Source organism: Niallia endozanthoxylica (assembly GCF_008710145.1).
Taxonomy (GTDB): domain Bacteria; phylum Bacillota; class Bacilli; order Bacillales; family Cytobacillaceae; genus Bacillus_BD; species Bacillus_BD endozanthoxylica.
In genome coordinates this window covers 90430-104387 of the sequence record NZ_VYKL01000025.1, presented here as the reverse complement: position 1 = coordinate 104387, position 13958 = coordinate 90430, and the positions used below count along the sequence as shown (strand labels likewise).

Annotated in this window: 10 protein-coding genes; all 10 read left to right on the top strand. The window is 40.2% G+C overall.

Annotated elements, in window-relative coordinates; genetic code table 11:
• Positions 1 to 78: 78 nt before the first annotated feature.
• The 10 genes from F4V44_RS16230 to fliW all read left to right on the top strand — a co-directional run bounded on the left by F4V44_RS16230 (position 79) and on the right by fliW (position 13956).
• Complete coding sequence (locus F4V44_RS16230) at positions 79 to 6297, top strand: hypothetical protein (RefSeq protein WP_150441054.1); 6219 nt, start codon at positions 79 to 81, stop codon at positions 6295 to 6297.
• Positions 6297 to 6599: an EscU/YscU/HrcU family type III secretion system export apparatus switch protein gene (locus tag F4V44_RS16225; RefSeq protein ID WP_150441090.1), complete on the top strand. Its 303-nt coding sequence runs from the start codon at positions 6297 to 6299 to the stop codon at positions 6597 to 6599. The genes F4V44_RS16230 and F4V44_RS16225 overlap by 1 nt, the downstream gene beginning before the upstream one ends.
• Before the next feature lie 66 nt (positions 6600 to 6665).
• Positions 6666 to 7088 carry a flagellar export chaperone FliS gene (gene fliS, locus F4V44_RS16220; RefSeq protein ID WP_223881926.1) on the top strand — a complete coding sequence of 141 codons (423 nt, stop codon included), beginning with the start codon at positions 6666 to 6668 and terminating at the stop codon, positions 7086 to 7088.
• 19 nt (positions 7089 to 7107) lie between these two features.
• Positions 7108 to 9141, top strand: a complete 2034-nt coding sequence (locus F4V44_RS27910) for a flagellin N-terminal helical domain-containing protein (protein ID WP_223881925.1) — start codon at positions 7108 to 7110, stop codon at positions 9139 to 9141.
• Positions 9142 to 9240: 99 nt separating this feature from the next.
• A complete protein-coding gene (locus F4V44_RS16205) occupies positions 9241 to 9678 on the top strand; it encodes a YaaR family protein (protein WP_150441053.1) in 438 nt (145 codons plus the stop codon).
• 143 nt (positions 9679 to 9821) lie between these two features.
• Positions 9822 to 10088, top strand: coding sequence for a flagellar biosynthesis anti-sigma factor FlgM (gene flgM, locus F4V44_RS16200; protein WP_150441052.1), 267 nt, complete (start codon positions 9822 to 9824; stop codon positions 10086 to 10088).
• 21 nt (positions 10089 to 10109) lie between these two features.
• Entirely contained in the window at positions 10110 to 10610 is a 501-nt protein-coding gene (flgN, locus tag F4V44_RS16195) for a flagellar export chaperone FlgN (protein WP_150441051.1), read from the top strand.
• Between the two features lie 15 nt (positions 10611 to 10625).
• Complete coding sequence (gene flgK / locus F4V44_RS16190; protein ID WP_150441050.1) at positions 10626 to 12263, top strand: flagellar hook-associated protein FlgK; 1638 nt, start codon at positions 10626 to 10628, stop codon at positions 12261 to 12263.
• Between the two features lie 15 nt (positions 12264 to 12278).
• Entirely contained in the window at positions 12279 to 13418 is a 1140-nt protein-coding gene (gene flgL, locus F4V44_RS16185) for a flagellar hook-associated protein FlgL (RefSeq protein WP_150441049.1), read from the top strand.
• 88 nt (positions 13419 to 13506) lie between these two features.
• The gene (fliW, locus tag F4V44_RS16180; RefSeq protein ID WP_150441048.1) at positions 13507 to 13956 is read left to right on the top strand and encodes a flagellar assembly protein FliW; all 450 of its coding nucleotides are present in this window, start codon (positions 13507 to 13509) and stop codon (positions 13954 to 13956) included.
• Positions 13957 to 13958 lie beyond the last annotated feature (2 nt).

The window sequence follows — 13958 nt, the reverse complement described above, 5'->3', positions numbered from 1 at the left end:
ACATAGCCCTATTTAATTTTGTCGTCCTTTTACCGATATAACATATAGAGAAAGTGATTTGTACGGGAGTGGAACATTATGCGGGTTAACCATCAATCGATTCGCCAACATGCAGCCATATCAGATGCCCCTTTAGAATTGAAAAAAGGGGAAGTGGTCAGAGCGTCTATTAAAGAAATGCTGTCAGATACCGATGTTATTTTACAAATAAGAGGAAAAGAAGTCCGCGCAAGGTTTAATGAAGGAGTACCCCTGTCCGGCAAAGCTGTGACGATTCAAGTGAACGGCGAGGCTGATGGCATGCTCCAGGCCAAAACCATTGCCACAGAAAATACGAGAACTCCATCAGTTGAAGAAAAAATCTTTGCCAGCGCTGGTTTAACGGGAAAAGAAACTGCTGGTGTGAAGCAAGCAGTAAGAATCCTATTGGACAAAGGTCTGTCCTTATCCAAAGAAACGATCCAAGAGTTAGACAGCTTTATCGCAAAAGCCCAGGGCACGCTTGAGGAAAAAATAGATTCCGTCCGAGCGTTGGCGAATAAACGATTAGACGCAACCGGTACACAGCTTCGTGCCGTTCATGAAGCACTGCACGGAAAACCGCTGAACGAAGTACTAACAGATATAGCAAAGGAAATTGATCCAGAGTTTAAATTGGAGAAAAAGGATGCAAGACAGCCTACTCCAAATACGAGAGTCCAAAATGAAAATGCTGCAACACAGAAAGCAACCATACCAGCTGCGACTAAACAAGAAATCTCACATGCTCCACAATCTATTCAAAAAGAAAACAATCCTGCACCAACTTCTCAAAACGGTACAGCAGTAAAAGAGAATGTAACGAAAAGTGCAGATACCAATACGCAAGCAATAAACCCTGCTAGTGACAAGCAAAGAACAGCAGCTAAACAAGTAGCTGAACTAAGTCAGACCATTCGAAAAAATCTTGAGCACGTTCAGAACGAGCCAGATTTACAAAAAGCAGTTGCTATAGTGAAAAAAGAAATTGTCAATCATCCGAAGTTAGACCGAGGATTGGCACAAAAAATAGACAAGGCGGCCCAGGAAGCAGTCAAGCTGCAGTCGATTGGAAAAGAACGTCTTGTGGAAGCCTTGAAAACGGCCGAAGCCCAGTTGACAAAGATTCAGCAAGCAACATCTCAAAGGAATGTACCAGTACAAGAGCCTACTAATCTAACTAGTCAAGATGGAAAACTATCTGATCTAGTAAAAAATATCAATCAAGAAGTTTCAAAGAGTCCTAATCTTAAAGGATCCATTGAGAACGTTCAGGAAACAATCGTAAATAATGTACGTTTTCCTGATGTGTTGAAGGATAAAGTAAACCGCGCTGTGAACGAGGCGGCATCACTAGAGAAACAAGGCCGAATAACAACAGGAAAAGAACTGTTGAGTAGCGTGCTAACGGAGGTAGAAGCTTCCGTTATTCAGACGGAAAGAAAAGTTTTAGAGCAGGCAGCTGTAGCATCTCGACCTCAACAAGAGGGAAGAATGGCTAATTCGAGCCCGAGTGAAATGGTTAGAGAGGTAAAAGCTGAAGTTCAGAAAGAATATAATCTGCAGAGAGCAGTTGAAAAGGTTCGAGACCAGATTATCTCTAATCCGAAAGTAGATAGAGAAGTCGCGCAAAAAGTAGAACAGGCAGTCAAGGAAGCAGTGCAGTTGCAACAAATTGGGCGAGAATCAACTAGTCGTGAGAGACTACAACAGGCATTGGCAAAAGCAGAAGTAGAACTGCAAGAAATTGAAGTCAGCCAACCAAAGCAACCAGTACTTAAATCAGAACCAAGTCCAAGTGAGACGGTCAAACAGGTTAAAACAGAAGTCCAAAGTGAACCGAATTTACAGCGAGCGGTAGAAAAGGTTCGAGAACAAATTATCGCTAATCCAAAAATAAATCGAGAAGTCGCACAAAAAGTAGAACAGGCAGTAAAAGAAGCCGTTCAGCTGCAACAGATTGGTCGTGAGTCGACAGGTCGTGAACGACTACAACAAGCATTGGCGAAAGCAGAGGTAGAACTCCAACAAATCGAAGCTAGCCAAACTAAGCAATCCGTTTCTAAAATCGAAACAAGTCCAAGTGAGACTGTAAAACAGGTTAAAACAGAAGTCCAAAGTGAACCGAATCTACAGAAAGCAGTAGAAAAAGTTCGAGAACAAATTATCGCTAATCCAAAAGTAGATAGAGAAGTTGTACAAAAAGTGGAGCAGGCAGTAAAAGAAGCAGTGCAGTTACAGCAATTAGGTCGAGAAACAACAGGCCGTGAGCGATTGCAACAAGCATTGGCAAAAGCAGAAGTAGAGTTGCAGCAAATCGAAGCCAACCAGCCAAAACAACCAGCTCTTAAAGCTGAACCAAGTCCAAGTGAGACCGTAAAACAGGTCAAAACAGAAGTCCAAAATGAACCGAATCTTCAGAGCGCGGTAGAAAAGGTTCGAGAACAAATAATCGCTAATCCGAAAGTAGATAGAGAAGTTGTACAAAAAGTAGAGCAGGCAGTCAAAGGAGCAGTCCAGTTACAACAAATTGGCCGAGAATCAACTGGTCGCGAGAGACTGCAACAGGCATTAGCCAAAGCAGAAGTCGAGCTACAAGAAATCGAAGCTAGTCAGCCGAAGCAACCAGCTCTTAAAGCTGAAACAAATCCAAGTGAGACTGTAAAACAGGTTAAAACAGAAGTACAAAATGAATCTAATTTACAGAGAGCAGTTGAAAAGGTTCGAGAACAAATTATAGCTAATCCAAAAGTGGATAGGGAAGTAGCGCAAAAGATAGAGCAGGCAGTCAAGGAAGCGGTACAGCTTCAACAAATCGGTCGTGAGTCGACCGGCCGTGAACGATTGCAACAGGCATTGGCGAAAGCGGAAGTAGAGCTACAAGAAATTGAAGCTAGTCAGCCAAAGCAATCCGTTCTTAAACCTGAATCAAGTCCAAGCGAGACTGTAAAACAGGTTGAAAATGGAGTGCAAAATGAACCGAATTTACAGAGAGTGGTAGAAAAGGTTCGAGAACAAATTATAGCTAATCCAAAAATAGATCGAGAAGTCGCACAAAAAGTAGAACAGGCAGTAAAAGAAGCGGTGCAGCTTCAACAGATTGGTCGAGAATCAACCGGTCGTGAGCGACTACAACAGGCATTGGCGAAAGCAGAGGTAGATTTACAACAAATTGAAGCGAGCCAACCAAAGCAACCAGCTCATAAAACCGAACCAAGTCCAAGTGAGACTGTCAAACAGGTTAAAACAGAAGTGCAAAATGAACCGAATCTACAGAAAGCGGTAGAAAAAGTCCGCGAACAAGTAATCACTAATCCGAAAGTAAATCGAGAAATCGCAAAAAAAGTAGAGCAGTCAGTCAAAGAAGCGGTGCAACTTCAACAGATTGGTCGAGAGTCAACGGGCCGAGAGAGACTGCAACAAGCATTAGCGAAGGCAGAAGTTGAGTTGCAAGAAATCGAAGCTAGTCAGCCGAAGCAATCAGCACTTAAAACCGAACCGAGTCCAAGCGAGACTGTAAAACAGGTTAAAACCGAGGTACAAAATGAATCGAATCTACAAAGAGCGGTAGAAAAGGTTCGAGAACAAGTAATCACTAATCCAAAAGTTGACCGAGAAGTAGCACAAAAGGTAGAGCAGGCAGTCAAGGAAGCGGTGCAGCTACAACAGATTGGCCGAGAGTCAATCGGCCGTGAACGACTGCAACAGGCATTGGCGAAAGCAGAAGTCGAGTTGCAAGAAATCGAAGTTAGCCAACCGAAACAACCAGCTCAAAAAACTGAAACAAATTCAAGTGAGACCGTAAAACAAGTTAAAACAGAAGTACAAAATGAACCGAATTTACAGAGAGCTGTAGAAAAGGTTCGAGAACAAGTAATCACTAATCCAAAAGTAAACCGAGAAGTAGCGCAAAAAGTAGAGCAGGCGGTCAAAGAAGCGGTACAGCTACAACAAATTGGCCGAGAGTCAACCGGCCGTGAGAGACTGCAACAGGCATTAGCGAAAGCAGAAGTCGAGCTACAGGAAATCGAAGCTAGTCAGCCGAAACAACTAGCTCAAACAGACGTAAGCAGGGAAACTCGTCCAAGTGAAAATGTAAAAGAGGTCAAAGTAGAAATCCAAAAAGAACGGAACCTGCAGAGAGCGGTTGAAAAAGTCCAAGAACAGGTCATCGCCAATCCAAAAGTAGACCGTGAAGTAGCACAAAAACTAGAGCAGGCAATCAAAGTAACCTTACAATTAGCCCGAATGGGTCGTGAAGCAATCGGCAGAGGACATCTGCAAACGGCTTTAACCCAGGCCGAGAACGAATTGCAACAATTAGAAACAAGTAAACCTGTCCAAACAGCTCAAGATTCACGTCCAGCTCAAAACATAGCGCCATCATCTGAACAGGATCAAACAAATGAAGCTTCACAAATACGAGAAGCAGTGAAAAACGTCAGAGAACAAATTCAAGCAGAACCTGATACAAGAAAGGCCGTTCAGAAGGTACAGGAACTAGTATCAAATAATAAAAATATCAACCCAGAAATAAAACAAAACCTTGAGCGTTTTGCCGGTCAAGCGAATCAATTAAATCAAGCAGGCAGAGACAGACTTGTTAAAACGTTGCAGCAGGCAGAAGCAGAACTACAACAAAGCGTTGAAGCAAAGGGACCGCCAGCTCGTTCCAACGCAGCCCATATGGAACAGCCTGACGTAAATACTACGCAAAAAGCAACCGAAACAAATACTCAAGTAACAGAAATGAAAACAGCAGCAAAAACAGAAACTCAAACCTTGCCTTCTCAATCAATTAGACAAGCCTTAACCCAACTGCAAAAAGAACCAAATTTGGAATTGGGACTTGAGCAGGTAAGAAAAGCAATATCAAGTAATCCTTCGATTGATTTGAAAACAATTGAGAAAATCGAAAATGCGCTTAATCATACGGAACAGCTCAATGATAAAGGCCGTGAAATTGCAGCAAGACAGCATATGACAAAAGAGCTCTCAGCAGTCGAAAAAGAATTAGTCGAAACAGAGCCAAAAGCAGTTCAAGAAGCTAAACCGCAAGAAACGCTGCCATATGATCTAAATGAACAATTACAAGCCTTAAATGTACAAGGAAAAGATATTTTAATCACAAAGGTAACACAAAAGCTGGCCCAGGCTACACATGACTTCCGTGAACTAAAGCGGGAAATCTCAAGAAATCTAGACAATGTTGAACGTGTTATCAATACCTTTAAGAAAAATGCTTATCCGCAGGCTAAACAAATGCTCGAAGCAACCATCAGCAAGCTAGATAATGCGATTTTAAAAAGTGATATGATGCTGTTTACTGATATGAGAACAGAAAAGCAGCTATTGCAGGCAAGCAGCCAGCTAGCTGAAGCCAAAAAGTTGCTATCAAAAGGAGATCACGCTCAAGCAGGAAAAATCGTCCATGACGTGAAGACGTTAATAGATAAAATTATTTATAAACCATCCGAGCAAAAAGTCGTTCACTTTGTTGATAAAGAAGTTCTTGGAATGGAAACTCGTACACCTTCCCAGCAGCTGTTATCAAAATTTAGTGAATCAACCTACAATGCAAACCAGAATCATGAGGGGTCCGCACGTCAGATGTACGATATGGTTCGCTCATTAGGCTTAAATCATGAAAGTGATGTCGCAAACTCACTTGTTTTCCAACGAAGCGACCAGCCAGGGTCTGAACAACAACAGCAGCATCAGAATTTAAAGGAAGTATTAATGAAGCTAGCTCAAGGGGAAGGGCAGGAGAATAATCCGAAAATTGCCCAGCAAGCGGAACAGGCTTTAACCAATCTCACCGGCCAGCAGTTGTTAAGTAAATCAGATGGCAATGGGACCCTGCAAAGTATGTTTTTCAATCTGCCGCTTATGTTAGGTGGGAACCCTGAGAATCTACAAGTCTTCATTAATTCGAAAAACGAAGGCGAGCAGGTGGAATGGGAAAACTGCAATCTTTATTTTCTATTAGAAACAAAGAAACTTGGGGATGTTGGCATCCTCTTAAATTCAACCGATAAAAATTTATCGATTACGGTCAAAAACGATATGCCTGGTTTTAAAGAAAAAATGGAACCGATTGCCGAGCTGACCAAACAAAAGCTTCAAGAAGTCGGCTATAACGTCTCTAGTATTGCTTTTACAAGAATGAATCCTGTTACAAAACAAACCACTTCTCATAAAGAATTAGGAAGCGAAATGGTACAAGTAAAAGCAACAAGGCAAAACTTCAATGAGAAGGGACTGAACTTCACAATATGATGAGAGTGGCTACTTATTATAATCAAAAGAAACGCAAAGATATGAACGGTCCACAGGCAGCTGTGATTAGATATGACGAAGAAAATGGAAAAGCACCCGTTGTTGTGGCATCAGGAAAAGGCCAAGTAGCGCAGCAAATTATCGAGTTAGCTCAGAAAAATAATATTCATATGCAGGAAGACTCTTCGCTTGTTGCCAACCTATTGGACATGGATTTGGGGGAGAACATTCCCCCTCAGCTTTATTCGGTTATGGCAGAGATTCTTCTCCTCATCGAAGAAATGGAAAAAAATTATTCATAAAAAATGTAAACACTATTTTAGAACTGCCGATAAATAAAATAGAATCACTTTGGAGGTGCACATTCTGTGTCCGACTACTTAACAAAAGAAATGATTTATCAAAAATCACCACAAGAACTCACTTCATTATTATATGAAACTTGCTTAATGAGTTTAGAAGAAGCAATTGAAAATATAAACAGCAAAGACTACGTTATAGCAAACCAAAAAATACAAAAGGCCAATGACATTCTAGAGCGTCTAGGTGTCGGGCTAAACTACGAAGCCGGCATCATCGCAGATCAGTTGGATATGATGTACAACTACATGGCTGCAAAGCTGATTGAAGCCAATCTAAAAAAAGACCCAGCCATCATCAAAGAAGTCATCAAGATTCTTGAAGACATTGCACAAGCATGGAACCAAGCCTTAAAGAAGCCGGCAAAACCGATGAATCCAAGCAGAATGAGAGCCATGGCTTACGAAAAGAACGTTTTAGTAGAAAATTAATAATAGGGAGATACTTACTATGAAAATCAACCATAATATTCAAGCGTTAAATGCATATCGTAATCTATATCAAAACCAAATGAACACATCTAAAAACTTAGAAAAGTTATCATCAGGTCTTCGTATCAACCGTGCTGCAGATGATGCAGCAGGTCTTGCCATCTCTGAAAAAATGCGTTCTCAAATTTCAGGACTTAAGCAAGCAGAGCGCAATTCGCTTGATGGAATATCACTCATGCAGACAGCAGAAGGAGCGATGACAGAAGTTCACTCTATGCTGCAGCGTATGCGCGAACTAGCTGTTCAGGCTTCGAATGATACGAACACTACATCTGACCGTCAAGCAATCCAATTGGAAGTAGATCAATTAAAGCTTGAAATTGACAGCATTTCATCAAAAACAGAATTCAATACACGAAAATTATTGGATGGTTCAAGTGCAGCTGATACACAGTACATTGTAGGTGAAATGGAAAAAACAAATATTATTCAAGTTCCTAGAGTAATTGATGCTTCACTTAAAACAGGTCGTTATGAAGTGGGGATAGAAAATAATCCAGTACTTACCTATAAATTAAACCAACCAGGAGCTGGTGTAAGTGATGCTTCAGTTATTGACATTCACTTGGGAGGAAAGTTCCATAGTAACCAAAAAGGAAATACCAATCTATTAAATCCACCTCAGCTGACAAATCCTGCAGCTAACGATTTAGATGAGGATTTATCCCAAAATATGGGAAGCTATGTTGTTACAATAGAGGATATAGTGCCTATGGACAGTATAGCATTATCTAGCAACACTGGTATTGCTGATGGTAGTTTAACTTTTGGTACTTCAGCAAATAATAACTTGCCACTAGGTGATTATACTCTAACAGTTAGTAACTTCGATAGCGTTACAAATAAAGCCGATATAGAAATTAAAGACTCTACAGGTATACTAGTAGGGAAAGTATCACAACAAAATGTAACAAGCGAAATTACTGTAGGAACCGGAGATAGAATCGTAAAACTTGCTGCTAATTCAATTAATTCGAACGGAACTGATAAAATTACAATGTCATCCGACGTTAGTCTGAAAATCGAAAAGCTAGAATCAGATGGTACGATTGGAGCTGTAGTTGCTGGATTGAATTTTGCAGATATGAATGAAAAAGGACAAGCAACTCATGGTGGTTTTACATTTGATTTAGCTGCAAATACTAAAGTTGGTGCAAGCAAGTTTGATTTAACAAGCGACCTTGGTCTTGGTGAATACACAATTGTTGTTTCTGACTACCAAGTAAATACTGCAGGAAACAAAAGTGCTACCATTGAAGTTTTTGATCCAAATGGATTTTCCATTGGACAAAAAGCTGCAGAAATTGGTGAAAATGGAGCTATCGAAGCAATTGGTGATGATAGTGGAAAGCTAGTTAATATTGATACTCGTTTGATTACACAAGCAGGTACAGCTAAAGTTCAAATTGAAAACAAGTTAATGATTTCAGTTTCAAAGGTAGATACAGATGAAAATGGTATTCAAAAAGGTGAACCTACACCAATTACTTTCGAAAAAGAAATTACAACCGTTAATGGAAAAATCCAGCACGGAGGTCTTGAATTAACGTTTGGTGCAAATGCTCGTAAAGGTGCATCACAATTTGATTTAACAAACAAAGCGTTAAGCTTCCAAATTGGTGCAAACAAGGACCAATCTGTATTCATTGATGTTCCTGAGCTAAGTACTGTTAAATTGGGAATTGATGGCATCAATGTAATGAGTCAGGAAGGTGCTAATGATGCGATTTTCCGTATCGACCAGGCCATTACTCAAATCTCAGCAACACGTTCAAAATTAGGTGCAACACAAAACCGTCTTGAACATACGATCAACAACCTGCAGACAACAAGTGAAAACTTAACATCTGCTGAATCACGTATTCGTGACAGTGATATGGCTCTTGAAATGACTGAGTTCACTAAGAATAATATTCTGAACCAGTCTGCTCAAGCGATGCTTTCACAAGCAAACCAACTGCCACAAGGTATTCTGCAATTATTACAACGTTAATTTATACAGAAGGGAGAGGGCCACAGAGCTCCTCTCTTTTCTTTTGAAAATATGTTAATATAACATCAGATTATAACGAAACGAAAAGGCGGGAAGAACATGGATGTTCAGAAAGTCGGGAAAGTGGGTCTTGAACGGATTAAAAGCAAGCAAGACATACCCACTGAAAGCATCTCCTTTCAAGAAGTCATGGCCAAAGGCCGGACAAATGTCGTTTATGAAAAACTAACGAAACTCGTAGCAGAAATTGAAGACCAAGGGAAGGTTCTAGCTGATAAGCGGACAGTCGATCATCTGCGTAAATATAAAAAATTAGTTAAGGAATTTTTGGATGAAGCGGTGCAAAACGGACTTCAGCTTGAGGAGCAGCGGGGCTTTAACCGCCGAGGCCGTACAAAAATCTATAAAATCGTCAAAGAAATCGACAGCAAGCTGATTGACTTAACCAACACAGTCCTTGATAAAGAACGTTCAAGTCTAGATATCCTGCAAAAAGTCGGGGAAATTAAAGGGATGCTTATCAATATTTATACCTAAAGTACTACAGTCTAGTTCAGTAGTACTTTTTTTCTCTTATTTCTAAAAAACTTTTACAGATAGCCGATATTAATAACAAGAATGCTAAATCTAACTTATATAGTAAGCAAATAATGGGGAATGAATAAAGAGAGGTGAATCTTGTGAAAATCAATAATTTCAGACCGGTGAACATGAATCCTTATAACAAGCTTGATAAGATAGGAAAACTCCAAGCACAATCAGTCAATCAAAAGGATAAAATTGAAATATCAAAAGAAGCATTAGAAATGCAGATAACCAACCAATACGAAGCGGAAAGACAGCAAAGGGTCGATGAATTAAAAAACAAAATTGAGTCCGGTGAATATAAAGTCAATCCACAGGAACTAGCCAAAAAAATGTACTCATACTGGGATGATTTGAAATAATAACACAGGTTGGTGAACATCTTGTCAGCTAAAAACATCATCATGGCGTTAGAGCAGCTGCTGTCGATGCACGAAGATCTTTATGAAAAGTCAAAGCTCAAGACGGATGTAATCAAATCCGGAAAAGTAGATGCACTAAGATCGATGACAAACGATGAACGGAAATGGGCTAGAACCATTAATGACATACAGAAAGAATTAATGCATCATACCGATTCTTTTCTAAAATCCTTTTCCATATCGAAGGAAGGTCCAAGCTTGAGGGATTGTCTAACCTATATGAGTGAGCAAGAAAAAGAGTTTGCAGCAGCACTTCAGGCAAAATTAGTATATCAGGTCAATCTCATTAAGAGGCAAAACGACTTAAATCAACAGCTGCTACAGCAGTCACTGGCATTTGTGAACATGTCATTAGATTTGTTAACACCTGATCCTGATACAGATTCTTATAATTATGAGCGGCCTAATCGTCAGCAATCCTATGAACAGTTTGGCCGCTCTCTTTTTGATTCAAATGCATAACGGAGGTAATGAACGATGCGTTCGACGTTCCACGGTTTAGAAACGGCAAGAAGGGCAATGACCACTCAGCAGGCTGCTTTACTTACAACCGGCCATAATATTGCAAATGCCAATACACCAGGCTATACAAGACAAAGGGTTAACTTACAAACAACAGAGCCCTATCCAGCAGCAAGTTTGAATCGCCCGCAGATACCTGGCCAAATAGGGTCAGGTGTCAAAGTTGGCGATGTTCAGAGAATAAGAGATTCTTTTACGGATATGCAGCTTCGTAATGAGACTAGTAAGCTAGGATACTGGGAATCTAGAGCAGAACAGCTGTCGCAAATGGAATCGATTATGAACGAGCCATCCCAAACAGGGCTTGCGAGTTCCATTGATCAATTTTGGAATTCTTTGCAGGACTTAGCTTCCCAGCCGCAAAATAATGGGGCAAGACGGGTAGTAAGACAGCGCGGAATCGCCTTGGCTGATACATTTAATTATTTATCAAGCTCCCTTCAGGCTGTTCAAAAGAACTTTCGAAATGAAATAAAAGACAGTGAACATAATGTTAATTCCGTTCTCCGGCAAATTAACATGCTCAATAAGCAAATTAGTGATGTAGAGCCTCATGGACTGCTGCCAAATGATTTATATGATGAACGCGATCGGCTCCTTGATGAATTATCAACAATGGTAAACATTAAAGTGGAGTCAAAATCCAGCAGCGGCCATACTTCACCAAATGCAGAAGGCCTTGTGAATATCTATTTAGCTTCTCCTCAAGGAGATATTTTGCTAGATGAGAATAGTAAGCCAATTAAGTTAATAGATTCAGAGACTAATAAAGCCATTGGTTTTCATATTCAATATGAAAACCGGCTGGAATTAGGCAGCCCTGTGACAAGCATTAAGTTTTTTGAACTGGATGCCGAAGCGGGTTTTAAAGGACTAACGGAGGCGCAAGCTGACGAAAGCAATGCAGCGGTCTATCAACTAACAGATGTAACGAAGTTCAATACAAATGGAAAGCTGCGAGGCTATATGGAAGGCTACGGCTATAAAACGAGCGAAGGTAAGGTGGAAGGCTTATTCAATAGAATGCTCTCAGATTTAGATACGATGGCCTATACCTTTGTGACAGAGTTTAACAAGGTGCATCAATCTGGATGGAGTCCAATTGAAATCCGTACAGAAACAGATACCCAGCAGAATTTTTTCACTTTACCAGAAGGGGTAAAAGGAGCAGCTGCTAATATTAAAGTAGCAGATAAGATTCTAGAAGATGTCGACTATATTGCTGCAGCGCAAAAGACGGTTGATGAGGTAGCCTATATCGGAAATGGCACCAATGCGCTTGCACTGGCGGATGTAAAGGATGCCGTGCTGAATTATGGCGGTAACCAGACAAATCTTCAAACCTTTTATCAGGGAATGATTGGGACATTAGGTGATAATGCCTCACAGGCAAATCGCATGTCTGAGGTAGCGGGAGTACTGAAGGATTCACTTAATCAGCAGCGAATGTCAACGAGTTCCGTATCATTGGATGAAGAAATGACCGATATGATTAAATTCCAGCATGCGTACAACGCGGCTGCCCGCAACATTACATTAATTGATGAGATGCTTGATAAGATTATCAATGGTATGGGTGTTGGAGGAAGATAAGGTAGGTGATTAAGCGTGCGTGTCACACAAGGGATGCTTATCAATAATAATATTAAATATTTAAGTCAAAATTATAATAGATTGACAACGTTGAATGATCAAATGATGTCTGGAAAGAAAATTACAAAGCCGTCAGATGACCCAGTGGTTGCCATGAATGGGATGCACTACCGCAGTCAGGTAGTTGAAGTGGAACAGTTTAAACGCAACTTAAATGAAGGTTTCAACTGGCTTGAGAATGCGGACTCTTCTCTTAATGAAGCAACCCAGGTTCTGCAGCGGGTCCGTGAGTTGACCGTACAGGCATCAAATGACAGCTATGATGCGGGAGCAAGAAAGAATATTGCTGACGAAATCACTAGCCTCCAGGAGCATCTAGCTACACTTGCCGAAACAAAGGTAGGAGATACGTATATTTTCAGCGGAACGGATACAAATAAAAAACCAATCAATCTCAATCAAATCAGTGTGGATTACGGTAAATTTCTATCCCAGGATGATAAAACGGGATATGTAGTCAGTTATAAAGGTCAAACATTTAAGCATGACCCATCTGATGCATCCGGTAATACATTTGTTTCATCCACTGGTGAAAAGATGATTGTCGATCCAGCCACAAGCGAAATCACCTATCAATATCAAGAAGAACTTGAATACCGTGATGGTGAATTAGGGAATGTCGAGAAAAAATTATTAGATCATGAAGTCATTATTTCCCATGTAAATGCCGCTTCAACAAATAATGGAGATGTGGAAATCGAAATCATGAAGGGCGTCAAAATGGCCATTAACATCCGCCCACAGGATGCGTTCTCAGTGGACCTGTTCAGCGGCATAGAGTCGATAAAGAAAATGCTGATAGATCCTAGCTCAAGTGGTTCAGATGTCAATCAATCACTTGAATATATTGATAGAATGATTAATAACATCGTTTCAACTAGATCAGAACTAGGAGCCAGAACGAACCGGGCCGAATTGGTCCAAAACCGTCTTATGGAGCAGGAACTCATCTCCAAAAAAACATTGTCAGAAAACGAAGACATTGACCTCGAAAAAGTCTATATTGACTTAACGATTGCCCAAAGCTTACATCAAGCATCATTAGCAGTCGGTGCTAAGCTAATCCAACCAACATTAATGGACTATTTAAGATGAATTGAATCCCTATGGAGAGTGCTCTATAGGGATTTTTTTAGGATAAATCGAGAATACTATAAAAATCATAATAGAAGGACATGATGAGATGAAGATTAGAACAAAATATCATGGAGAAATGAACATTAACGAGGAAGAGATCTTGCGTTTTGAAAAAGGAATTCCAGGATTTCCAAATGAAACGAGATTTGTGCTTATTCCTCTGACAGATGACGGACTTTTTCAAGTGCTGCAATCCACTGTTAATGAGGAGATTGCATTTATCACAACAGACCCGTTCTTTTACAAGAAGGACTATGATTTTGTAGTTGATGATGCCATTGTTGAAAGTCTTGGAATTGAACAGGAAAAGGATGTCAAAGTCTTCGTTATTATCACACCAAAGGAACCTTTTAATCAATCAACAGCAAATTTGCAAGCACCTATAGTTATTAACACAACAAACAATAAAGCCAGACAAATTATTTTAAACAACACAAACTATTTAACGAAACATCCTCTCTTTGCAGAGGAACCAGTCACTGCAAAGGGGCGATGATC

Bases quoted from the DNA above. Each gene is read 5' to 3' on its own strand.
- F4V44_RS16230 (WP_150441054.1), top strand. From the start codon at position 79: ATGCGGGTTAACCATCAATCGATTCGCCAACATGCAGCCATATCAGAT.
- F4V44_RS16225 (WP_150441090.1), top strand. From the start codon at position 6,297: ATGAGAGTGGCTACTTATTATAATCAAAAGAAACGCAAAGATATGAAC.
- F4V44_RS27910 (WP_223881925.1), top strand. From the start codon at position 7,108: ATGAAAATCAACCATAATATTCAAGCGTTAAATGCATATCGTAATCTA.
- F4V44_RS16205 (WP_150441053.1), top strand. From the start codon at position 9,241: ATGGATGTTCAGAAAGTCGGGAAAGTGGGTCTTGAACGGATTAAAAGC.
- flgK (WP_150441050.1), top strand. From the start codon at position 10,626: ATGCGTTCGACGTTCCACGGTTTAGAAACGGCAAGAAGGGCAATGACC.
- fliW (WP_150441048.1), top strand. From the start codon at position 13,507: ATGAAGATTAGAACAAAATATCATGGAGAAATGAACATTAACGAGGAA.